Origin of the sequence: Streptomyces sp. NPDC001502 (assembly GCF_042894785.1) — a bacterium.
GTDB lineage: Bacteria > Actinomycetota > Actinomycetes > Streptomycetales > Streptomycetaceae > Streptomyces > Streptomyces kutzneri.
The window spans coordinates 22,922-45,687 of the sequence record NZ_JBIAVW010000005.1 but is presented as its reverse complement, the minus strand read 5'-3'; the positions used below and the strand labels follow the sequence as shown (position 1 = coordinate 45,687).

General features: G+C 73.0%; 19 protein-coding genes. 9 read left to right on the top strand and 10 right to left on the bottom strand.

Annotation, left to right across the window (positions count from 1 at the left end):
* The first annotated feature begins 1 nt into the window (after position 1).
* Both ACFY0D_RS09775 and ACFY0D_RS09770 read left to right on the top strand, forming a co-directional pair.
* Positions 2-1,045 carry a hypothetical protein gene (locus tag ACFY0D_RS09775; protein ID WP_390797810.1) on the top strand — a complete coding sequence of 348 codons (1,044 nt, stop codon included), beginning with the start codon at positions 2-4 and terminating at the stop codon, positions 1,043-1,045.
* Positions 1,046-1,086: 41 nt separating this feature from the next.
* Complete coding sequence (locus ACFY0D_RS09770; RefSeq protein ID WP_390797809.1) at positions 1,087-2,097, top strand: TauD/TfdA family dioxygenase; 1,011 nt, start codon at positions 1,087-1,089, stop codon at positions 2,095-2,097.
* 305 nt (positions 2,098-2,402) lie between these two features.
* Here the strand turns inward: ACFY0D_RS09770 and ACFY0D_RS09765 are convergent, their stop codons facing one another.
* On the bottom strand, positions 2,403-3,455 hold the full coding sequence (locus tag ACFY0D_RS09765; protein ID WP_390797808.1) for a serine hydrolase domain-containing protein: 1,053 nt from the start codon (positions 3,453-3,455) through the stop codon (positions 2,403-2,405).
* 368 nt (positions 3,456-3,823) lie between these two features.
* On the opposite strand from ACFY0D_RS09765, the gene ACFY0D_RS09760 reads away from it, so the two are divergent.
* Complete coding sequence (locus tag ACFY0D_RS09760; protein WP_390797807.1) at positions 3,824-5,296, top strand: hypothetical protein; 1,473 nt, start codon at positions 3,824-3,826, stop codon at positions 5,294-5,296.
* 286 nt (positions 5,297-5,582) lie between these two features.
* Here the strand turns inward: ACFY0D_RS09760 and ACFY0D_RS09755 are convergent, their stop codons facing one another.
* Positions 5,583-6,314, bottom strand: coding sequence for an alpha/beta fold hydrolase (locus ACFY0D_RS09755; protein ID WP_390797806.1), 732 nt, complete (start codon positions 6,312-6,314; stop codon positions 5,583-5,585).
* A 256-nt stretch (positions 6,315-6,570) separates the two neighbouring features.
* Between ACFY0D_RS09755 and ACFY0D_RS09750 the strand changes: the two genes are divergently transcribed.
* A complete protein-coding gene (locus ACFY0D_RS09750) occupies positions 6,571-6,966 on the top strand; it encodes a hypothetical protein (protein WP_390797805.1) in 396 nt (131 codons plus the stop codon).
* Here the strand turns inward: ACFY0D_RS09750 and ACFY0D_RS09745 are convergent.
* Positions 6,917-8,143 carry a serine protease gene (locus ACFY0D_RS09745; protein ID WP_390797804.1) on the bottom strand — a complete coding sequence of 409 codons (1,227 nt, stop codon included), beginning with the start codon at positions 8,141-8,143 and terminating at the stop codon, positions 6,917-6,919. The two genes, ACFY0D_RS09750 and ACFY0D_RS09745, sit on opposite strands and share 50 nt — an antisense overlap.
* A 13-nt stretch (positions 8,144-8,156) precedes the next feature.
* Entirely contained in the window at positions 8,157-9,686 is a 1,530-nt protein-coding gene (locus ACFY0D_RS09740; protein WP_390797803.1) for an FAD-binding oxidoreductase, read from the bottom strand.
* Positions 9,687-9,938: 252 nt separating this feature from the next.
* Between ACFY0D_RS09740 and ACFY0D_RS09735 the strand changes: the two genes are divergently transcribed.
* Positions 9,939-11,135, top strand: a complete 1,197-nt coding sequence (locus ACFY0D_RS09735; protein WP_390797802.1) for a cytochrome P450 — start codon at positions 9,939-9,941, stop codon at positions 11,133-11,135.
* A 160-nt stretch (positions 11,136-11,295) separates the two neighbouring features.
* On the opposite strand, the gene ACFY0D_RS09730 is transcribed toward ACFY0D_RS09735, so the two are convergent.
* Complete coding sequence (locus ACFY0D_RS09730) at positions 11,296-11,949, bottom strand: class I SAM-dependent DNA methyltransferase (RefSeq protein ID WP_390797801.1); 654 nt, start codon at positions 11,947-11,949, stop codon at positions 11,296-11,298.
* Positions 11,950-12,007: 58 nt separating this feature from the next.
* Positions 12,008-13,522, bottom strand: coding sequence for an IucA/IucC family protein (locus ACFY0D_RS09725; protein WP_390797800.1), 1,515 nt, complete (start codon positions 13,520-13,522; stop codon positions 12,008-12,010).
* A gap of 108 nt (positions 13,523-13,630) precedes the next feature.
* On the opposite strand from ACFY0D_RS09725, the gene ACFY0D_RS09720 reads away from it, so the two are divergent.
* Positions 13,631-15,199 (top strand): IucA/IucC family protein, encoded by a 1,569-nt coding sequence (locus tag ACFY0D_RS09720; RefSeq protein WP_390797799.1) that lies wholly within the window; start codon positions 13,631-13,633, stop codon positions 15,197-15,199.
* A gap of 169 nt (positions 15,200-15,368) precedes the next feature.
* Here ACFY0D_RS09720 and ACFY0D_RS09715 read toward each other — a convergent pair whose 3' ends face one another.
* The 4 genes from ACFY0D_RS09715 to ACFY0D_RS09700 all read right to left on the bottom strand — a co-directional run bounded on the left by ACFY0D_RS09715 (position 15,369) and on the right by ACFY0D_RS09700 (position 18,466).
* The gene (locus tag ACFY0D_RS09715) at positions 15,369-16,346 is read right to left on the bottom strand and encodes an amidohydrolase family protein (protein ID WP_390797798.1); all 978 of its coding nucleotides are present in this window, start codon (positions 16,344-16,346) and stop codon (positions 15,369-15,371) included.
* Positions 16,347-16,425: 79 nt separating this feature from the next.
* Positions 16,426-17,280 (bottom strand): NmrA family NAD(P)-binding protein, encoded by an 855-nt coding sequence (locus tag ACFY0D_RS09710; protein ID WP_390797797.1) that lies wholly within the window; start codon positions 17,278-17,280, stop codon positions 16,426-16,428.
* Between the two features lie 87 nt (positions 17,281-17,367).
* Entirely contained in the window at positions 17,368-17,757 is a 390-nt protein-coding gene (locus ACFY0D_RS09705; protein WP_390797796.1) for a hypothetical protein, read from the bottom strand.
* Positions 17,758-17,947: 190 nt separating this feature from the next.
* Positions 17,948-18,466 (bottom strand): MarR family winged helix-turn-helix transcriptional regulator, encoded by a 519-nt coding sequence (locus tag ACFY0D_RS09700; RefSeq protein WP_214935062.1) that lies wholly within the window; start codon positions 18,464-18,466, stop codon positions 17,948-17,950.
* A 184-nt stretch (positions 18,467-18,650) separates the two neighbouring features.
* Here ACFY0D_RS09700 and ACFY0D_RS09695 point away from each other — a divergent pair, with 184 nt between their 5' ends.
* The 3 genes from ACFY0D_RS09695 to ACFY0D_RS09685 all read left to right on the top strand — a co-directional run bounded on the left by ACFY0D_RS09695 (position 18,651) and on the right by ACFY0D_RS09685 (position 22,645).
* A complete protein-coding gene (locus tag ACFY0D_RS09695; RefSeq protein WP_390797795.1) occupies positions 18,651-19,424 on the top strand; it encodes a GntR family transcriptional regulator in 774 nt (257 codons plus the stop codon).
* 366 nt (positions 19,425-19,790) lie between these two features.
* Positions 19,791-20,852, top strand: coding sequence for a betaine/proline/choline family ABC transporter ATP-binding protein (locus ACFY0D_RS09690; RefSeq protein ID WP_351162064.1), 1,062 nt, complete (start codon positions 19,791-19,793; stop codon positions 20,850-20,852).
* A complete protein-coding gene (locus ACFY0D_RS09685; protein ID WP_390797794.1) occupies positions 20,852-22,645 on the top strand; it encodes an ABC transporter permease/substrate binding protein in 1,794 nt (597 codons plus the stop codon). Before ACFY0D_RS09690 ends, ACFY0D_RS09685 begins: the two co-directional genes overlap by 1 nt.
* Positions 22,646-22,766: the final 121 nt, after the last annotated feature.

Below are 22,766 nucleotides of genomic sequence, written 5' to 3'. Positions count from 1 at the left end.
GGTGTTGGGCCCACGGGTAGATGCCGAGGCGGGGCGGACCGCGCGGGTGCTGGCCGGGTTGGCGACCCATGCCAGACCTGTCGAGCGGACCCTCGCGCTGCGGCAGGCCACGGCGGCCGCCGGTGAGCTGGTGGCCGCGCTGTCGGCTCTGGCTCCGGCCGTGGCCGGTGAGGGACTGCCGGCGGAGTCGACCAGTCAGTCGTTCTTCCGGGTCCGTGAGGGGGAGCTGTCGGATCAGCAGGCTGCCCTGCACGGTGTCCTGGTCGTCCACCGCGGTCTGGAAGACCTGTGTGAGGCTCCGCTGTCGGGCGCCGACCTTGCGCTGGAGGCGGCCGGGATGCGGCAGGCCGTGCTCGACCTCACCGGCGCGGCGCCGGGCGCCGACCCTGGCTCCCTCCCGCTGGTGGCCGTCCCCGAGCCTGCTGCAGGGGCGTCGATGGAGAGCGTGTGGAGTGCCCGGTGGCTCATCGGGCACCAGGCCCATGTCCTGTTCAACATCTGCGCCGCGGTCGCCGTGGCCGACGCCACCCGCCATCTACGGCACGGCGACGGCGATGCCGCTCTGCTGCGGCTGGCCGATGCGACGGTGTACGTGCGGGGCTTCCCGGCGGCCATGACCCACGCAAGTACGGTCCCGGCCGACTACTACATGGCGGCGATACGCCACACCATGGCGCCCCCGTCGGTGGACGTCCCGTTGAGCGGGCGCCAACATCGCGGATACAAGCTGTTCCGGGCGGCGATGAAGGACCTGCTGTCCGTGGTGCCCGACCCCTACGAGCAGTTGGCGGCCCGCGCCCCGGAACTGGCCGAGGCACGGGGCGCGCTCCTGGAAGCCGACATCGTGGACGGTGAACGGCACGTCACCCTCGCGTACTCGATGGTGCATCTGCGTCGTTCCATCGCTCAGAAACCCGAAGGACCCGACAACGCCGTGGCCGAACTACGGCTCATGCGCCATCGCCGCGCGGCCCAGTACGCCTCCCTGATCCAATTCGGGGACCACTACATCGCCGACGCCGTGGCCCGCCTGCGCCACTCGTGAGTCCGCCTGTCCGCCGCCCATACCTCCGGCAGGAGACCCTGATGCCCGAGACGACGCCCGGCTCCGCCCGAGGCTCTGACGTCGCCGCCGACTGGGCACTCGACCCGGCCGATGCCGGCGCGTGCGAGCAACTGGCCCGCACCCTGTGCACCGCCGAGCACGACCAGGTCGACGCCCCCGAGTGGGTGGAACAGGCCCGGGACGCCTGGGAGGACCTTCCGTTCCCACTGCGCCGTGGGGTACGCCGCTTTCGAAGGCACTCCGGCGCGCATGGCACCTTGGTGATCGGCGGCCTGCCCGTCGATCAGGCGGCCCTGCCCGCGACACCGTCCGTACCCGGCTCGGTCCAGCGCCGGGCCACCGTCTCGGCCGCAGTGCTCACGATGGTGGCCTGCGGGCTCGGCGAGCCTCTCGCCTACCGGGCTGAGAAATCCGGAGCCCTCGTGCAGGACGTCGTACCCGTGCCCGGGCAGGAGAGCTTCCACGGCAACGCCGGATCGGTGCCGCTGTCCTTCCACACCGAGAACGGCTTCCACCCCCACCCACCCGACTATGTGATTTTTTTGTGCCTGCGCGCCGACCACGACCGGATCGCCGGCATGCGCGTCGCCGGCATCCGCCAAGCGCTGCCGCTCCTCACGCCGGCCAGTCGCCAGGCCCTGTTCGCACCGGAGTTCATCACCACACCACCACCTTCCTTCGGCCCCGACGCTGCCGCGGGCGAGTCCGACGTCGAGCCCCGGCCGGTGCTGTCGGGAGCAGTCGAGGATCCCGACATACGGATGGCCCAACTCGTCACCACCCCGCTCACCCCTCGCGCCGCCGCGGCGCTGGCCGAATTCGGCCGCGCCTGCGAGGCGACCGCCCGCACCCTGCGCCTGAATCCGGGCGACCTGGTCGTCATCGACAACCGCGTCACCGTCCATGGCCGCACCGCCTTCCACCCCCGCTACGACGGAGCGGACCGCTGGCTGCAACGCACCTACGTCACCACCGACCTGCGCCGCTCCCGCGACCACCGCCCCCACGACGGCCACGTACTCGCCCGCTGACCGGCGTCCAGTCCCACGGGCAGGTGTTCACGTACGCGGTGAACGCCTTCCCCACGTACACCCGGCCTTCCACGGTCGTGCGGGCCAGGTTCGCGCGCCGGCGGCTGAAGGGCGACCCCGGCCGGCGGCAGCGGGTACACACAGGCCTCCGTGCCGCCGGCCACCACCACGCCGGCCCGTCCGGGCCGGATCAGGTCGTAGGGGGAGGGACGCGGCCCACTCCTCCTCGATGGCGCGGATGCCGTTCGCGCCGCGCGGCATCGCCTGAGGTCACGGTCCCTGGCCGGACCGGCACCGGGCCGTGGTCAGTTCGGTTTGGCCGCACGCTCTGCCTGCAGGGTGCGCAGGAGGTCGAAGGCAGGGCCGTCCACCGGGCGCCGGGTGTTGCCGAGGGCGATGACGGCGAGCCGTTTCTCCGGGTCGAACCCGACGAAGGAGGAGAAGCCCCCTGTTCCTCCGTTGTGCCAGATCTGGAGGTGGGCGCCCTGCCGGGGGTGCAGGCGATGGGCCATCCAGCCGAGGTGCACCCAGGCGAAGGAACTCCTGCGGTACTCGACCGCACGGCTCAGGCGGATCGCCTCGGCGAGCTCGGCGGGGCCGCCGTCCAGCTGGGCCCGTACGAAGGCCACCAGGTCGGTCGCGGTCGAATGCAGGCCTCCCGCTCCCGCCAGGTCGGCGAGGTGCCACGGTGCGGCGGGGCGCCCGCGGCGCGCGTGGCCCTGCGCGGAGCGTTCCGAGCGGGTGGCGTCCACCATCACGACGGTGTCGGCCATGCCCAAGGGGGCGCAGATCTCACGGGTGATGAGGGTTTCGTACTCCGTGCCTGCCCGGCGGGCGAGGGCCAGTCCCAGCAGTCCCGCTCCGAGGTTGGAGTACCGGAACCGTTTCCCCGGAGCGGCTCCCAGACGGGTCCGCGCCAGCCCGGACAGCAGGACGTCGGCCGTGCAGCCGGCGTACGGATCCGGCTTCGACGGGTGCAGCAGAGCCTGGAGCAGCATGCCTTTCGGCAGTCGCGGCAGGCCGGAGGTGTGGGTGGCGAGATGCTGCAGGGAGATCGGACGGCCGTCGCGTGACGGAACGGCCGTCCCGGCGGGCAGCAGATCGGCGAGCGGCTCGTCCAGGCCCACCGTGCCGGCGGAAGCCAGGCGAGCCAAGGCCAGAGCGGTGAAGGCCTTGGTTACCGAGCCGATCTCGAACAGGGTGCCGGGGCCGGGGGCATGCCCGTGGTTCGCGCCGGTGCTTCCGGCACCCCGTATCTCCACGATGTCCTCCGCCACCGCGGCCACCACCACACCGACGTGCTGCTCGGCCAGCCGGTCGGCGGTCTGCTGGACGAGCGTTGCGAGTTCTTGTGCCATGACGGACATCATGGCGGCCTCCCCCCTCCCGACCGGTGCGCCCTGATGATGATTTCCGGCGCCGCCACTGCGACCTGAGCCGTACGGCGAGGAGACGACGGCAAGCACCGCAGGCGCGGCGGTCGAGGAGCGGAGCCCAGCGGCACCCTTGCCGGCTGCTTCGGCCGATGCGCGTGCGCACCCTGATCCGGCCCCTTACGGCAAGGCTGAGGGCTGCTGCGGCAGATGATCCCGGTGCGTCACGCCGCCCTGACCGCTGACCCAAGGAGGAGCGGCGTGCTCTGCATCCATGGTGATCATCTGATCTTCAGACACACCCGCGTGAGAGACTCAGTGGCCATCTCACCGAGGCAGAAGGGGTGCTCGTCGTGTCGGACGCTACGCCGTTGCCCGTCCATCTCGACAAGGTGGTGGAGGGACTCGCGGAAAACCCTGCCCTGCCGTCCGAGCTCGTGCGGCGCCTCCTCGCCTATCGCAAGGGGCTGGGCAGGGTGGCCGAGCGGCCAGACCTGAGCGATGACATGATCGCCGAGATCATCGCCGCCGAAGATCACTGGCTCACCCACTCTCTTGCTCTCAACCGCCGTCTCCCGCACGCCTTCCGGATGATGCTCGCCGAGCACCCGGATTCCGCGATACGCAGGGCTGTGGCGATTGCTGCGCAGGACGCACCGCGAGAGCTGTTCGATCGGCTGATCGACGACGCCGACCCACAGGTACGCGAACACCTGGCGGAGAGCGACCGCGTACCGGCGGATCTGCGGGCCCGGCTGGCGGCCGATCCGGAGCCGAAGGTCCGAGCGACGCTCGCCCAATGGTGGACTCAGGCCCCCGAACCGGTACGCCGGCTCCTGCTGACGGATCCCGACGACTCGGTACGCGCAGGAGCCTGTGCGACCTACTTCCGGCGGATTCCCCATCCGGTTCCGCCGGCCGACCTGGTCCCTGCGCTGCTGGCCGACCCGGTCACGCGAGCTGGGGCGGTACGCCACTGCACGCTGGACACCGACACCGCCCGTTGGCTGGCCGACGATCCGGACGACGACGTACGCAGCGAGCTCGCCGAGCATCCAGACCTCCCACCGGCGCTGCGCGACAAGCTTGCCGCGGATCCCAATCCGCGCGTGACGCTCCGCGTCTTCGCCCGGCAGGACACACCGGAGCGGACCCGCGCGGCGATCCATGCGCAGATCCTGTCGTACGAGCCTCCGCCGGACTGGCTCGCGAACCACCAAGACCTGGACGACGACGCGCTCGAACGCGAGATCATGGGCGAGATGGTACAGGCGGAGCTTCGGTCACTGGCCCTGCCGTGGGTAACGGCTGATCCCCTGACCTACGTCGACTCGCCATATGTCTGTTTCCGTGCGTCGGCCGCGATGGCCGACGACCTTCCGGCACCGGTCGTGGCCCGGCTGCTCGACGACGAGGAGAGCAGCGTCCGCACGACGATGGCTCTGCACGCCCGTGACCAGATCGATCCCGCCACCGCCGAGCGCATCGACCGCAGTCACCGCCCGCACAAAGGGCTCCGGTGGCGCCCGGCCGACGACTTCCCCCTCCCGGCGGACGTCCTTCGGCGCCTGGCCACCGACCCCGACCCGAGAATGAGGCGACTGGCCCCGCGGGATCCGGACGTGCCGATCGAATCCCTGCGTCGCCTTGCAGCCGATCCAGATCACATGGTGCGCAGCGCGGCAGCGACCCACCCCCGGCTCCCGGCGGAGGACTTGACGCGGCTGCTGGCCGATTCATCGGAGTCCGTCGCGATCGCCGCAGCCGGTAACCCCCACCTGCCATCCGCAGCCATGCACGGGATCCTCGCCCTGGCAGGCCTGTGACGTGAGGCCGTGGACGAATGGCGCACCCGGCCGCGGCGGACGGTCTTTGCGGCCCGCAGCAGACCGCGGCCCTCGTCCAGCGTGCGGCCCTGCGGGCGGGGCTCGGGGACCAGGGCGCGTACGACGTCTGCCAGCAGCCTCAGCGGGATGAGCTTCTCCGTGCGGCGTAACTGCCCCGCTGGGTGGGCTGGTACGTGAAGCGCTGCCACCTGGCGAGGTCGTGAGCCTGCGGGGTCTCCCCTGGGAGCGGCCGTCTCGGGCGGCCTGCCCCTGCCGGGGCGCGCGGTCAGGTGCGGGCAGGTATGTGCAGGGCGAAGCGGCGGACGGCATCCGTGAAGGCATCTGGATCGTCGAAGTTCGCGAGGTGTCCCGCCCCTGGGATCAGTTCGATGCGGGCGTGCGGATGAGCCCGGACGAAGTCCGTCTCGCCGGACCGGAAGACGGTGTCCTTCTCGCCGTTCAGGATCAGCACGGGAGCCGACACATGGCGCATCGCATCCGCGTCGAAGCGGCCCAGGACCTCACCCCAGGCGGCCGGCAGCGTGTGGAAGGCGTAGCCGGCGCGGATGGTGGCGTCCACCACCTCCGGCGAGTAGAGCCGACGTAGGAACCTGTCGTTCCAGCGGGTCAACCGGTCCGCCGGTATGCGAGGGACGAGCCCGGCGATCCACCGATACGGCGTTGCCCACGGACCACTCGTCGAGGCGCTGGCCCCCGCAAGAACCAGCCCCCGCAGCTGCTCCGGGCAGCGTCGCGCGAACTCCAGCGAGGCGTATCCGCCCAGCGAGTGCCCGACGACCAGAGCGGGTCCGCGGTCGAGCGAGTCCACCGCAGAAGAGATGATCTCCGTCGCCGCGTCCAGACTCCAGGGCTGAGCAGAGCGCGCGCCGTGACCGGGCAGGTCAACGGCGGTCACTCGGAAGTCTTCCTGGAGCGCGGTGAGCTGTGGGCTCCATTGACCCGCGCTGAACCGCGTCCCATGCACGAAGACGATGGGTGGTGCATCCGTAGCCGTCATCCGTCCCCCCAGATCCGCGTGCTCTGCGGACCGACTCTACTGGCGGGCAGTCCACGCCGCTGAGACCGGATCCACCGGGCCGGGCACTACTGGTCATCAGGCCGATGCCCGCGTCTGGGGCGAGTCGGACCTGCCGGGTGGAACAGCAGCTCAAGCACCATCCCGGCCTGCCCGAGACGGACTTTCCGCACCACCCCTTCAGCACCTCGGTGTCCGCGCGTACGCACCCCGGGCGGCATCGGCTCGTTGACCCGGCATGGAACTGCCGACCATCGCGGCGCCGGGCGTCGGTGAACGGGCCGACGCCGTGGCCGATGCCGCCTGCCACCTCTACGACACCGTCGCGCCCTGGGGAACCGGCGCGCCCGGCGGTTGGAGCCGGACCGCCGCCGAGGACGCCGCCGAGGCGATCGAGACCACCGCGCACGCCCTCGCGTCCGTCGACCCGGGCGCCGAGGTGGTCCTCGCGCCCGTCCATGCGGCCCTCGCCGACCTGCGCCGCCGGCTCGGCCTCGTGCCCGCCGACCCGCTGAGCGGCGACGGGCTTCCGGTGACACCGCGTACGGTCGGCAACCCGCGCCGGACCCGCTGGGTGCGGGTGCTCACCGCCGCGCCTTCGCCCCGGCAACCGCCTTCTCGTACAACTTCCTGATGTCCGCGCCGAAGTAGGAGCTGTACGAGGTGTCGGCCTTGTCCCCGCCGGTCTTCCAGCCGCCGATGACCCCCACCACGTCACCGGTCCCGGTGCGCGCGTCGTAGCGGGTCAGGAACGGACCGCCGCTGGTCCCGCCGGGATAACCCGTGCAGTTGATCCGCAGGAACGATCCCGGGATCCGCGCATCGGCACTGGTGAACTTCGTCGTCCGGTTGACGCACACGCGCGGCCGGGCGGCGGAGGCCGGGTAGCCGATCAACGTGGCCCGTGCGTGCGCGTAACCGGCGCCGGTCACCAGCCGGTTCCCGCCGACCACCGCCTCGACCGGGAAGCCGCGGGCGTCCGGACCCACCTGGGCGAACGCCACGTCGAGGGCGGCCGCGCGGTCGACGCCCTGGGAGCGGTAGCGCGGGTCGATCCAGATCCTGGAGCGCCCGCCCGCGTCCCGCAGGACCGGGAACATGCCGTACGGCTGTGGCTTCGCCCGCGTGTACTGCGGTACGAAGGCCACCTGCTGGGTGTCGGAGCCGAGCAGGCAGTGCGCCGCGCTGAGCACCAGGTTGCGGCTGGGGGAGGAGACCACGCTCGCGGTGCAGAAGTAGGCCCCGCCACCCTTGACGAGGTACATCCGGCCGGCGACGGGGATGCCGTCGAAGTTCTGCCCGACGCCGGGGGTGAGGGCCGGCAGCCGTGGAACGGCCGGGCGGGCCGGGGCCGGAAGCGGAGCCGGAGTAGGAGTCGGGGCCGATGGCGCGCGGGTGGGCGTAGGAACGGCACCGGGTGTGCGTGTGGGTGAGGCTGTGGGTGTGGGTGTGGCTGTGGGTGTGGCGGCCGGGGTTGCGGACGGCGCCGGGAGCCCTGTCATGACGGGGGTCGGCGTCGCGATCGGGATCTCCTCGGCCGGTTCGGCCGGTTCGGCGGGTTCGGCGGGTTCGGCAGGCTCCGGCGGTTCGGGCAGCTCGGGCGGTGCGGGATCCGCGAGTTCGGGCGGCACGGGCGGCAACGGGGCGGCGGAGGCCATCCGTTCGGCGGTCCAGAAGGACTGCGCCTCGCGCGCCGACCAGCGGCCGACGGCCACCGGGGCGGCGATGCTCCCGGCCGCGGCCACGGACAGCGGCCCTGCCGACGCCAGCAGGGCGGCCGCCACCACGGCCATCGTCAACGTACGTCGCATGCCGGACACTCCCTTAAAGGGCCTGGGGGAAACGGAAGAGCCGGTCCGGGTCGTAGACGCGCCGGACCTCCTGCAGGCGCGCGAGGTTCGGACCGTAGTAGGCCTCGCGCCATCCCGTGAGCTTGGGGTCGGTGTAGTTCTGGTAGGCGCGGCCGCTCGCCCAGGGGCGCAGGTCCTGCCAGAGCCCGTCGAGCCAGCCCTGGTGCCGGGCCACCGCGGCGGCCGGTGCGGATTCGGGCCAGTAGACGAGGTACTGGGCGAGGAAGGCGCTGTCGCGGTGCGCGAAGGCGGTGGAGCCGGCCGGGACGCGGTTCACCGCACCGCCGCAGACCCCGTCGAACTGGACCACGCCCAGGCCACCTTGGGGCACGCTCGTCCCGTACCGCCGCACGGCGGCCAGGACCGCGCCGATCGCCGCGTCCGGCAGCCCGCCGCCCGCCCAGAAGTCGGAGCGTGCGGCGTACGAGTCCCGGCCGAGCCGACCCTGCGGGTCCCGGCCCGGCAGCGTGCCCGGCAGCCGGCACTGCGCGGGGCTCAGTTCCAGGCAGCCCGACATGGCCCGGACGGTGTCCTCGTGGCTGCGTACGGAGATCCAGCTGTCCTGCGGCGCCCCGCCGGCCAGGTCGGACAGCCGGGTCAACTGCCGTTCCAGCTCCTGGCGCCCGTCGAGGCACACCACCCGCACCGCCGGTGGTGCCCCGGCCCCGGCGCCCACCTCGACGGTGAACTCCACCTGGCTCCAGAACGGGTCCGGCAGACCGGCCAGCCAGCGCTGCCAGCCGCGCAGCACGGCCGCGGAATCGCCTCCGGGCCAGTGGAGTTCGGCGTAGGCGCACGCGCCGACCGGGTGCGTGCGGAAGCGGAACTCGGTGACCACGCCGAAATTGCCGCCGCCACCGCCGCGCAGCGCCCAGAAGAGCTCCGGTTCCCGGTCGGCGGAGACCTCGCGGACGATCCCGTCGGGGGTGACCACCCGGGCCCCGGTGAGCCGGTCGGCGGTGGTCCCGTACGCCCGCGAGGCCAGGCCCAGGCCGCCGCCGAGGGTGAGTCCGGCGATTCCGACGGAGGGGCACAGCCCGGTCGGGACGGACCGGCCGTGCCCGGCGAGGGCCGCGTGCACGTCCCCGAGCCGGGCCCCGGCGCCGATCCGTACGTCGGCATCGGCATCGCCGCCGCCCTCGACCGCCACCGCGGCCATGGCCCCGGTGTCGACGACCAGCCCGGCGGATCGCGTGGACCAGCCTGCGTAGCTGTGCCCGCCGCCGCGCGGGACCACGGGCGCGGCCGAGCGGCGGGCGAAGTCCAGGCAGACGGCCACGTCCCCGGCGTGCGCGGGATAGGCCACCGCGGCCGGGGCGACGGTGTCGTACCGGGGCTGGAACAGTCGGCGGGCCTGCGGGTAGTCCCGGTCCCCGGGGAGCACCAGGCGCCCGTCGATCCCGCGTGCCAGCGCGCCGTAGTCCGGGGTCCGGGCCGCCGCCCCGACGGTGGAGAGGACGGCCGCGGCCGCGCTGCCCAGGACTTGGCGGCGATTGAGGCTCATACCTCCTTCCTGCCACCGCCCGGGCCGATAGTCGTGCAGGCGGGTCCCACACGCACCGGGGTGCCCCCTGAACGGCGCACAGCCGAAACGGTTCGGTTCGTCCTATGGCCGTACCGCGATCCGCCATCCACGATCCGAGACCCGTGATCCGAGACCCGTGATCCGAGACCCGCGATCCGGGACCGGCGATCTGCGGCCGATGATCCGAAAATCCGCTCCGCGACCCGCGAACGACCGCCGTACGCTGCCCCCATGGCCCTCGTGGATCTCAGCGCGCACGCCGACGCGTTCAACACCGACCCGTACCCCTTCTACGACGCGCTGCGCACCGCCGGCCCCGTCCACCGGCTGACGCTCGGCGGCGAACGCACCTGGCTGGTCGTCGGCTACGAGGAGGCCCGGCAGGCCCTCGCCCATCCGGGACTGTCGAAGAACTGGCTCGGCTCCGAGCTGTTCACGAGCACCACGCCCGTCCCGGCCGTCGCCACCAGCATGCTGGATACGGATCCGCCCCACCACACCCGGCTGCGCCGCCTGGTGGCCCGGGAGTTCACCGCCCGCCGCGTGGAGTCCCTGCGCCCGCGCGTCCAGCAGATCACCGACGAGCTGCTCGACGCGATGGCGGCCCGGCCCGACCGCCGGGCCGACCTGATCGCGTCCTTCGCCGTACCGCTGCCGATGACCGTCATCTGCGAACTCCTCGGCGTCCCGGGCCTGGACCGGCAGCGCTTCCGCTACTGGTCCGGGGAGATCGTCGCCCCGCTCGACGGCGTCGGCGCGGACCCCCGGGCCGTGGAGGAGATGACCGCGTACCTCCTCGAACTCGTCGCGGCCAAGGCCCAGGATCCCGGCGAGGACCTGCTCAGCGCCCTGATCCGCACCCGCGACGAGGACGGCGGCCGGCTCTCCCCGGACGAGCTGATCGGGATGGCCTTCCTGCTGCTGGTCGCGGGCCACGAGACCACCGTCAACCTGATCGGCAACGGCCTACGGGCCCTGCTCGCGCACCCCGCCCAGCTTGCCGCGCTGCGCGCCGACCCGGACGGGCTGATCGACGGGGCGGTGGAGGAGATGCTCCGCTACGACGGCCCGGTCCAGCACGCCACGTACCGCTTCGCCGCCGCGGACCTGGAGCTGGGCGGCGTCACCATCACGGCCGGCTCCTCCGTCCTGGTCGCCCTCGCCGCGGCGGACCGCGATCCGGCGCGCTTCGCGCAGCCCGGGCCGGACGTCTTCGACATCCGCCGCACCGGCCCGGGCCACCTCGCCTTCGGTCACGGCATCCACTTCTGCCTCGGCGCCCCGCTCGCCCGCATGGAGGGCCGTATCGCGGTCCGGGCCCTGCTGGAACGCTTCCCGGACCTCGCCGGGGACCCGGACGCGGGCCCGCCCGACTGGCTCCCGGGCACCTTGATGCGGGGCGTGACGCGGCTGCCGCTGCGCTGGTGAGCGCCGGGCGTACCCGGCTCCGAGGGGTGCCGGCGCGCCATGCCAGGTCCTTCGCGAGGACGACGCCGTCATCGTCGGCCGCATCCCACCGCCACGCGCCGACGGGCCCCGGCAGTCGCCCTTGCCCAGCCGGTGGTGGATCCTCGGCGGAAGAGACGGCCTACCCCTTGCGTGCCAGCAGGAAGCCCTGGGGGCACTTCTCGTCGGGGCCCGGCTCGCGGACCAGGCGGGCAGCCTCGGTCAGTCCGGCCCCGGCCAGCAGGCCGGCGATCAGCTCCGGCGGTGTCCGGTACACGTCGAGGTCGACCGGATGCCCGTACGCGTGGTCCAGCCGGATCCGGTCGTCGCCCGCCTTGAAGGCGATCAGGAGATATCCGCCCGGTGCCAGCACCCGGGCGAACTCCGCGAACAGCGCAGGCAGTCCGCAGGGCGGGGTGTGCACGGTGGAGTACCAGGCCAGCGCCCCGCCGAGGACCCCGTCGGCCACGTCCAGGGCGGCCATCGACCCCACCTCGAAGCGCAGCCCCGGGTACGTCCGGCGGGCCACCGCCACCATCGCCGGGGACAGGTCGACGCCGAAGACCCTTACGCCCAGCCCGTCCAGATGCGCCGTCACCCGGCCCGGGCCGCATCCCAGGTCCGCCACCGCCCGGCCCCCGCCGCCCGCGTCGTCGCGCACGTACTCGGCGAAAGCCGTCAACATGGCCCGGTCCAGCGGCTTTCCGGCCAGTTCGGCGCTGAGCAGCCGCGCGTAGTCGACGGCGACGGCGTCGTAGGACGCCCGTACGGAGCTGAGGTACGAGGTCTCTGTCATGCCCCTGAACAGTAGCCTCCAGAGCCCCTCCGAGGGGAAACCGGCCGAGTGCTCCCGCTCACCCCCCGACCAGCGGATTGGGCAGTTCCGCCCACTGATCGCCCGGAACCCCGGGACTCAGCCGCATCAGGGTGAGCGCCTTGGTGGGCAGCGGCCCGGTCAGCAGCGCCTCCGTGTCCGCGGTCGCCGGCAGGGCGGCCACCTCCGCGAGGGCCGCGGCGAAGGCCCCGGACGAGCCCGCCGTGGCCCCGAGCGCCCCCGTCAGCAAGGACCCGAAGAGCTTGCGCCGCAGCACGGTCACGTCGTCGGTGACCAGCCTGCCGGACAGGGGCGGCACCGGCAGGCCGTGCCGGGCCAGCCGGGCCGGGCTGATCCGGATGTCGGCGAGGTCGCGGTAGACCAGCCGCAGCGGGGCGCCGGTGGGGGAGAGGACGACGAGGAGGTTCTGGCCGTGGGCCTCCAGGGCCACCCCGAGCTCCAGCACCCGCAGGCACACCGAGAGCGCGAGCCGGGCGAACTCGGCCTGCCAGGCCGCCGAGCGCGCCGGGCCGAAGGAGGCCAGGGCCGCCACCGGCAGCACCCGCTCACCGGCGGCGGCGTCCGCGTACCCCTCCGGCGGCTCGCGCAGCACGGCCGCCAGGTCCGGACTGTGCACGGTCGTGGCGCCCAGCGTGCGGGTGATGTGCAGCCGGCCGTCGAGCCGCTCGGACAGGCCCTGCGCGAAGGCCGAGACGGCCGCCGCCGTCTCGATGGAGTAGACCGAGATGTCCCGCACGGACGAGGTCAGCCGGGCGCTCAGCGCGGTCTTCACGTGCGCCCCGCCGTCGGCGGGAGCCAGGGTGCGCAGGGCCATCAGCGGGTGCGCCGCGAAACCGGGCCGCACCCGCTCGTGCTTCAGGACGTGCGCCGCCTGCCACGGGTGCACCGGGACCAGGACCCGTCCCGCGTCCCGCAGCTCCTCCGGCCAGTCGCCGGTGACCAGGCATTCCCCGGCCCGTACGGCGACCAGCCCGAGTTCCACCACCGGCCGGTGCTCGGGCGCGTACGCCAGCTGCTCGGCCACCGAAAAGCCCGGCCGGGAACGGCAGTTCGGGTGGTAGGGGTGCCCGTCGACCACCCGCTGCTCCCATTCCCAGGTGGTCAGCGGGGCGGGGTCCTCCCCGGCGGGCGGCTGACCGGCCCGGGAGAGCGCGAGGGAGGCCGTACAGGCGTCCAGCTCGGCGGCGAACTGCTCCCCGTGCGGCACCCCGAGGGCCGTCACCAGCCGCGCGGCCTGCCGGTAGGGCCGGCCGTCGAGCAGCAGCTCGCTCACGCAGGGCCCGGTCGCGTACGGATCCGGCAGCGGGCCCTCCAGCCGGGAGCCCCCGGCCAGCAGCAGGGCCAGGCCGTCGGGCCCGTGCTCGCGGGCGAGGACCCAGGGCAGGGGCTCGTAGGCCAGGGCCCGCCACAGCCGGGTCAGCACGGCCGCCCGGGCACCGCCGAGCGCGGCGGCGTACGAGGGTCCGAGCGACGGGCGTACGCCGGCCAGTTCGGCGGCGACGGCCTCTTCGGCCGGGGAGGGGGGAAGATGCATGCTGAGGCTCCGGCATCGGAATATCGCTTTACGGGATGATCAAGTAATGATTGCGGATACTGAAGATCACGACTGGTGGTTACGCCCTGCGAACCTCCGGCGCACCGGATGGACCGAATGGAACCAGTGGACCTCAACGCCGCCGCCGACGCGTACGCCGCCGCCCCGCTCCTGAACTGCCTGCTCAGAGAGGCGGCCGACCCCGCCGAGGGGTACGACGCGGGCGCGGGAACAGATCTGCGCGTCCACCGGCTGCGCGGCAGCGGGCGGCTGCTCCGGGTGCGCGGCGGGCGCCGGCCCGAACGCCCCGAACTGCGCACGGCGGACGGCTGGCACCCGCTCAGCCACACCGAACTGGCCAAACTCGTCTCCGACGAACTGGGCCGGTTCACCGGAATCCCCAACGACGAACTCCCCGTCGAGATCACCGACAGCCGAGCCGCGATCGCCGCGCTGCTGGCCGCCCGGGCCACCGCCGAACCCCCGGCGGACCCGTACCTCCTCTCCGAGCAGTCCCTGGTCATGGGCCACCCCCACCATCCCGCCCCCAAGGCCCGCGGCGGGGCGCCGGCCGGGAGCTGGCTGCCGTACGCGCCCGAGGCCTACGCCCGTTTCCCGCTGGTCTTCCTGGGGCTGCGCGAGGACCAGACCGCCGAGGAGGGCGGCCCGGCCGCCTCCGCCGCGATCGACGCCCTCGCCGACGCTCTCGACGGGCCGCGCGCTCCCGCCGGATACCGGCTGCTGCCCGCCCACCCCTGGCAGCTCGACCTCGTCGGCGAGAGGCCCGCGGTGCGCGAGGCCTTCGCCGACGGGCGGCTGCTGCGGCTCGGCGCGACCCGGCGGCCGGCCTGGCCGACCGCCTCGATCCGGACCCTGTACGTGCCGGACGCGACGGCCGACCTCTTCGTGAAGTTCAGCCTCGACGTCCGGATCACCAACGACGTGCGCCGGCTGTGGCGCCACGACCTGCTGAAGCTGCGCCGCACCGATGCGGCCGTCGAGGCCGGTTTCGCCGCCCTGCGCCGGACCGGCCCGGCCGCGGCCTGGCTCCCCGACCGCGGCTACCGCACCGCCACCTTCGCGTTCGAGGAGCTCGCCGTCCTGGTCCGCGACGGCCTGCACGCGCACACCGTGCCCGGGGCCACCCCGCTGCTGGCCGCCGCGCTCGCCGAGGGCTACCCCGGGAGCCCGCCGGCCGGGAACAGCGACCCGGTCCGCTGGTGGCGGGCGTACCTGCGCCAGGTCGTGCCGCCGGTGCTGGAACTGTTCGCCCGGCAGGGCGTCGTGCTGGAGGCCCACCTCCAGAACACCCTGGTCGCCGTCGACGCGGACGGACTGCCGGTGCAGGCCCTCTTCCGGGACGCGGAGGGGGTCAAACTGCCGGCGGACCTCCCGCGGGCGGATGCCTGGCAGCGCCTGGTCTACTGCCTGGTCGTCAACAACCTGACGGAGATCGCGGGCGCCCTGTCCGGACGGTATCCGGACATCACCCCGCTCCTGTGGCCGGCCGCGCGGGAGGAGTTCCTGCGCTACGACGCCACCCGCGGGCTCCCCGAGATCGCGGAACTGCTCGCCGCCGCGACCCTGCCGGGCAAGACCAACCTGCTGCTGCGCTGGACCCGGGCGGACGGCGCGGACGCCCGCTACCTGCCCTTGCCGAACCCGCTGCGCGGCTAGGGCATGTTGTAAAAGTCCCGCCTGGCTCGCGGCGCCTGGCACCGCGCCTCGCCGCGTTGTCGGAACGCCCGCTTACGTCCAGTAGGCGGGCGATCCTCCGCCTTGCGATGCACGGCACCAGACGCCGCGAGCCGCGCCCTTCGGGCGCCCGGCGCTACTTCTAAAACACCTAGGCCGTCTCTTCCGGATCCGGCTCGGAGAGGCCCAGCAGGTCCGCCGCGTTCGTGTCGAGGATCGCCGTGGCCTCCTCCTGGGTGAGCCCCGATGCGGAGACGTAGTTCACGGCCCGTACGAAGACCTCGTCGTCCTCGTACGGGAAGTCCGTGCCCAGCACGAGACGACCGGCCCCGAAGGACGCGGCCGCGGCGGCCAGCGCCGGTCCGTGCACATGGCTGACCGTGTCGTACCAGAGGCGGCCGACGGCCACCGAGGGGAGTTCGGGGGTCCGGGGGGACTCGAAGGCCAGATGGTCGTCGAGCCGACGGGGCAGCAGGGGGAGGGCGCCGCCCAGGTGCGAGGCCAGGATGCGCATCCGCGGATAGCGTGCCGGAATGCCCGCGAGGATCAGGTGCATGATCGCCACCGTGTCCTCGACCGGTGCCCCGACCATCCACGTCATGTCGTGCTCGGTGATCAGCGGGCTGGCGGCGCCCTCACCGGCCGGGTGGATGCACAGGACGGCGCCGCGCCGGTCGAGCTCCTCGTAGACGGGGTGGAACAGGGGATCGGCCAGCGTGTGGCCGAGTACGGTCGTGGTCACGCCGACGCCGACCGCGCCGAGGTCGTCGAGGGCACGGGTGACCTCGCTCAGTGCGGCGTCGACGTGCGGGAGCGGCAGCGCGGCGAAGGCCCGGAACCGTCCCGGGAAGCGGGCCACGAGCTCGGCGTACGCGTCGTTCGCCGCACGGGCCAGCGCCACGGCTTCGGGTTCGCCGGGCAGGTGCGGCGACTGAGGCGCGACGGAGAGCACCTGCAGGTCGATGCCGGCCCGGTCCATCAACGCGAACCGGTGGTCCAGATCGGCCTCGGTCGCGTCGGCGCCGATCCCGCGCTGGGTGCCCGTATCGGTCTTGCCCAGCCGTTCGAGGCGGTCCAGGTAGTCCACGGTCCACAGGTGTGCGTGCACGTCGATACGCAGAGCGCTCACCCTTCGATGGAACGCCTTTCGCGCGGCGCGGGCCAGTCGACGGGACAGCCGACGGGCCCGGCCCCCGCCCGCCGACGGCCTAGCAGCGGAAGTGGGCGCGGTGCTCGTGGAGGAAGGCGTCGAGGGTGCGGGGCGGGCGGCCCAGGATGTCGCCGACGGTCGTGGTGGGGGCTTCGGGCCGGGTGACGGAGAGTTGCTGGATCTCCGTCACGTGGTCGGCGAGCCAGGCGGGCATGTGGGCGTTGCGGATGAGGTGGTCGCGCAGTCGGTCCGGGGTGAGGTCGACGTAGCGGATCCGATGGCCGGTCAGGGCGGTCAGCCGTGAGGCGAGTTCGGGGTGGGAGACGGCTTCGGGTCCGGTCAGCGTGTAGGTGCCGCCGGCGATGTCGGGCCGGGTGAGGGCGGCGGCCGCGACGTCGCCGATGTCGCGGCAGTCGATGTAGTTGCAGGGCGCGTCGCCCGTCGTGCCGAGGATGACGCCCTGGGCGACGGAGGGAGCCAGGCGCAGGAGGTTCTGCGTGAACGCGTAGGGGCGCAGGATGGTGTGGGTGAGGCCGGCGGCGCGCAGGTGTTCCTCGACGGCGTGGTGTCCGCGGGAGACGGCGACCGGTGAGTCGGGTTCGGCGGCGGGTGCGGAGATCTTGACGATGTGTCCGATGCCGGCGTGTGCGGCGATGTCTATGACGCGGGTTTCGAGTTCGACCTGTGCGGGACCGTTGGCCATGGCGAGGAAGAGCTGGCCGGCGCCCTTGAAGGCGGTGCGCAGGGAATGGGGGTCGGTGGCGTCGGCGTACTGGACCTCGGCGGGAGGCTGATGAGCGCCGGCTGTGCCGGGGATCGGCCGGTGCGGGGTACGGGTCAGTGCGCGGACGGGAGTGCCGGACGCGGCGAGGCTGTGGAGCAGGGCGTTCCCGGTCGCTCCGGTCGCTCCCATGACAACGATCATCGTGTGCTCATTCCTTGGTGGCTGTGGCTGTGGCTGTGGCTGTGAGTGCGCGGCGACGGGATGCCGCCGGGCCGCCTATGCCGTGGTGGTGGTGCTGCGCCAGCGCAGGGTGACGATGGTGGTGGCGAGGGCCGCGGAGACGGGGAGGTCCACGCGCAGGCGCTCCAGCCACGGGGTGGCGGGGACCGGGGTGTGGGCGGGTAGCCACTGGGCGGTGAAGCACCCCAGCAGGGCCGCCGCGCCGACGGCGGTGATGGCGAGTACGGCGGTCAGGACGCCGCGCGGCGAGGTGAGGGTCCACCGTCGGGGCTGCCCGCCGTGCCGCAGCCAGGTGCCGACCAGGAACGCCACCACGGCTGAGGTGCCGGCGATGGAGGTGCAGGCGGCCACGGCCAGGTCCCGCTGCCCCGTGACGGCTCCGGCGGCACCGGCCGTCAGCGCGGGCGCGGCGTACGCGGTCAGCACCTCACGCCACAGGGTGAACGGCCGGGGCGGCCGGGGAGGCCGGGAGGCTGCTCGGTCCGGGCCGGTTCTGTGTTTCGGTGACGCGGGCATGCTGGCCTCTTTCTCGGTCGAAGATAATTAGGCGGCTAACTATTACTGCGTAAAAAGGGCCCCTGCCCGTAGAGCGGGGCCGAAAGGGCTGTGGGTCGGGTCAGTCCGCCGCCAGGGCCGCACTGCCGCGCACGACGCGGGCGAGCAGATCCAGGAACACCGCACGCTCCTCGACGGAAAGCCCGCCCACCATCGCCTCCAGCCGCCCGAAATGCTCGGACGCCATGTCGCGCAGGCGCTGCGCCCCGCGCGCGGTCAGGACGGCCACCGTGCCCCGGCCGTCCTCCGTGGACGGGCGGCGGGCGATCAGCCCTTCGCGTTCCAGGCCGTCCAGCAGGCCGGTGACCGTGGCCCTGGAGACGTCGAGGTCGACCGCGAGGCGCGAGGGGGACTTCTCCCCGCCGTGGTCCTCCAGGTCCGCGAGCAGGCGGTAGCGCCCCGTCGACAGGCCGAACCGGGCGAAGTGCGCCTCGGCCGCCCGGCCGACCCGCGCACCCGCCGAGATCAGGCGTACCGCGACCAGTACCGCCTGTGGGTCGACCTCCAGGCCGTAGTGCTCGACCTGGCGTCTGGCCTGGTCCAGCGTGGGTGCCTCGCCGTCGATGCCGTCCCTCGTCATGGAAATTAATATGGCGGCTAATCAGTTTCCTTGTCAAGACGCCCGGACCCTTGGGGATGTTCGTGGGGGCGGAATCGGCCAATCCGGGCCAGGTGCCCCGATCCACCTCACGGAAAGGTATAGACCAATGCTACGTTGGTCGGGCAGACCGCGCAGTCCTTGACCACCCGTCAGAGGAGAAGCCATGCCCTCCCCTTCGCGGGGCGGCGGCCCGGCCGCCATGCCCAAGTACCAGCGGATCGCCGCAGCGCTGCGCCGCGATCTCGACCGCGCCGCGCACACTCCCGGCGGCCGACTGCCGTCCGAACGCAGCCTCGCCGCGCGCTACCAGGTCAACCGGCAGACCATCCGGGCTGCCCTCCAGTACCTGCGCGATGACGGCCTCGTCGTCACCGGCCGCCGCGGCACCCGTCCCGCCGTCCCCGCCCTTGCCGCCGTCTGCGTGGTCCCGGCCGCGGCGCCCTCCGCCGGCCGTGCGTCGGCCCGGAGCTGGGTCGCCTTCGTCACCGTCCCGCCCTCGCTCGGTACGCTCCTCGGCATCGCCGGCGGAGACCGCACCCTGGTCCATCACCACCGCGAACGCGGCCCGGCCGGTGAGACCCTCCGGGACGCCGTCACCTACTTCAGCCCCGGAGCCGTCGCGCGGAGTCCGGAGCTGGCGGCCCTCCGGCCCCGGACGGTGGCGACGACGACCGCCCGCGAGCAGGACCTGACCCCCCTCCACCGCTGGCTCGACCGCGCCGCCACGGTCGGCCGGGTCGCCGAGACCCTCACCATGACCCGCGTCACCCACCCGCAGTCCACCGCCCCGGCCTGCGGGCTGACCGTGCGCCGCACCCTGCACGACAGCTCCGGCCGACTGCTGGCCGTCACCGACCTGGCCTTCCCCACCTGGGACCGCCTCACCTTCCACCGCGACCGCCGCGACCACGCGACCACCGGTTTCCGCATCACGTAACCGCCGGAACCATGCTGTGGCCTCGGCCACACCCCGGGCGGCGGCGCACCGGGCCCGGCGGTCGGAGAGGCCGCCGGGCCGCCGCCCCAACTCCCCTCCCGGGGGCGGGCGTACCCGACCGCAGCCATCAGGGACCTCCCGCCCCGGGTGCGCGGATCCGCCCACGGGCCCTCGCGCCCCGTAAGTGAGGAGGGTCACCCCGGCGTTTGCGCAGGTGAATGGAGGGCATCGGCGCTGCTGGAGCGGAACCATGTCCTCCGGCCCATCGGGGCGAAGGACACGGCGCACACGGGCAGATCCCGTCCCGCTCCACGGCCCGCCGGTCCGCCGGCGCGCGCCGTACTTGGTACGACCCGTGAGGTGTATGTGTCCACGCTCCAGGCCGAGCACGTCTACAAGGTGTTCGGGAGGCGTCCCGCCGACAGCGCTGCCGCGGTCCGCGCGCTCGAAAGCGGCGCAGGCCGCGACGAGTTGCGCGCCGACGGGACCACCGCTGCCGTGATCGACGCCTCCTTCGACGTCCGGCCCGGCCAGATCTTCGTCGTCATGGGTCTGTCGGGATCGGGCAAGTCCACTCTGCTGCGCATGCTGAACGGCCTGCTGGAACCCACCGCGGGACGCATCCTCTTCGGCGGCCAGGACCTCACCGCGCTGAGCGCGAGTGAGCTGCGCCACGTACGGTCCACGAAGATCTCCATGGTCTTCCAGCACTTCGCGCTGTTCCCGCACCGCAACGTGCTGGAGAACGCCGGCTACGGACTTGAGGTGCAGGGCGTGCCCCGCCCCGAGCGCGAGCGGCGCGCCGCCGAGGCCCTGGCCCTGTGCGGGCTCGAAGGCTGGGAGAAGTCCTGGCCCGACGAGCTCTCCGGCGGCATGCAGCAGCGGGTCGGCCTCGCCCGGGCGCTGGCCACCGACGCCGACCTCCTGCTGATGGACGAGTCCTTCAGCGCGCTGGACCCGCTGATCCGCCGCGACATGCAGGACCAGCTGCTGGAGCTCCAGAAGCGCCTGAAGAAGACCATCGTCTTCATCACCCACGACCTCAACGAGGCCATGCGCCTCGGCGACGGAATCGCCGTCATGCGCGACGGCCGCATCGTCCAGCAGGGCACCGCCGAGGACATCCTCACCCGTCCCGCGGACGACTACGTCGCCTCCTTCATCCAGGACGTGGACCGCTCCCGGGTCCTGACGGCCGACGCCGTCATGGACGATCCGGAGCCGGCCGCCGACGCCTGCGACTGCCCCACCGTCACCGCCGGGACCCCGCTCGCCGACCTGTGCGCCGTCAGCGCCCGCGTCCCGCACGCGGTCGCCGTCACCGGCGCGGACGGCTCCGTCATCGGCTCCGTACCCCAGGACCGCCTCATCGCCTTCATCGGCGACGAGCAGCGGCCCCCGATGTACTGCGCGGAGGTGGCCGCCTGATGCCCCGCCTGCACCTCGGCGCCTGGGTCGACCGTGGAGTCGACTTCCTCCAGAGCCATCTCTCCTGGCTGTTCGAGGCCATCAGTGCCCTCGTCACCGGCCTCTACGACGGCATCGACGCCGTCCTCTCCGCCCCCGCCCCGCTGCTCTTCGCGGGCATCCTGGCCGTCGCCGCCTGGTGGCTGCGCGGTCTGCTGGCGGGCCTGCTCGCCTTCGCGGGCTTCGCGCTGGTCGACTCCCTCGGCCTGTGGGAGGACGCCATGTCCACCCTGTCCCTGGTCCTGGTCGCCACCCTCGTCACCCTGGCGTTCGCGATCCCGCTCGGGATCTGGGCCTCCAGATCCGACCGGGTCAGCGCCCTGCTGCGGCCGGTCCTGGACTTCATGCAGACCATGCCGGCCATGGTCTACCTGATCCCCGGCATCATCTTCTTCGGGGTGGGCGTGGTGCCCGGCATCATCGCGACCATCATCTTCTCGCTGCCTCCGGGCGTACGGATGACCGAGCTCGGCATCCGCCAGGTCGACGGGGAACTGGTCGAGGCCGCCGAGGCCTTCGGCACCAGCCCGCGCGACACCCTCGTACGCGTCCAGCTCCCGCTGGCCCTGCCCACCGTCATGGCGGGCGTCAACCAGGTCATCATGCTGGGCCTGTCCATGGTCGTCATCGCCGGCATGGTCGGCGGCGGCGGGCTCGGCGGCGCCGTCTACAAGGCCATCGGCAACGTCGACATCGGCCTCGGTTTCGAGGCCGGCGTCTCCATCGTCATCCTCGCCATGTACCTGGACCGGATGACGGGCGCGCTCGGCCGCCAGGTCTCCCCGATCGGCCGCCGTGCGCTCGCCAAGGCGCGGGCCGCCGCGACCGGCGCGGCCAAGCTGTGGAACCACCGCCCCCAGCCCGCGTACGCGATCGGCGGCGCCGTGGTCCTGGCGCTCGTCGCGGGCGGCCTGAACACCTTCGGCGGCTCCGCCGCCGAGGAGGGCCCGGCCGGGGCCGCGAACATCGGCAAGGGCCGCACCCTCTCCGTCGGCTACATCCCGTGGGACGAGGGCATCGCCTCCACCTTCCTGTGGAAGGAGCTCCTGGAGCGCCGCGGCTACAAGGTCGACGCCCGCCAGCTGGAGGCCGGAGCGCTGTACACCGGCCTGGCCGGCGGCCAGCTCGACTTCCAGACCGACGCCTGGCTGCCCGTCACCCACGCCCAGTACTGGGAGAAGTACGGGAACAAGCTGGAGGACCTCGGCTCCTGGTACGGCCCCACCTCGCTGGAGCTGTCCGTGCCCTCCTACATGAAGGACGTGCGCTCGCTCGCCGACCTCAAGGGCAAGGCGGATCAGTTCAAGGGCCGCATCATCGGCATCGAGCCGAGCGCCGGCGAGATGTCGATCCTCAAGGACAAGGTCCTGAAGGACTACGGCCTCGACGGCGAGTACAAGGTCGTCGACGGCTCCACGCCCGGCATGCTCGCCGAGCTGAAGCGGGCCTACGAGAAGAAGGAGCCCGTCGCGGTCGTGCTGTGGTCCCCGCACTGGGCGTACTCCTCCTACGAGCTGACCAAGCTTGAGGACCCCAAGGGGGCCTGGGGCAAGGGCGACGGGATCCACACCCTGGCCCGCAAGGGCTTCGCGGAGGACGAGCCGAAGGTCGCCGAGTGGCTGAAGTCCTTCAAGCTCACCGAGGAGCAGCTGACCGGCCTGGAAGCGAAGATCCAGGAGACCGGGAAGGGCAAGGAACAGCAGGCGGTCCGCGCCTGGCTGCAGGACCACCCCGAGATCGACCGGCTCGCCTAGGGGTGTCTCTTCGCGAAGGCGCCGCCGCGCAACCGGGCTGGGGGGGGGAGGGGGCGGGGGTGTGTTCGGCAGAGCGGCGTGTGGGGAACGAGGGTGTGGGGTAGTGTAGCTCTCGGGGGGC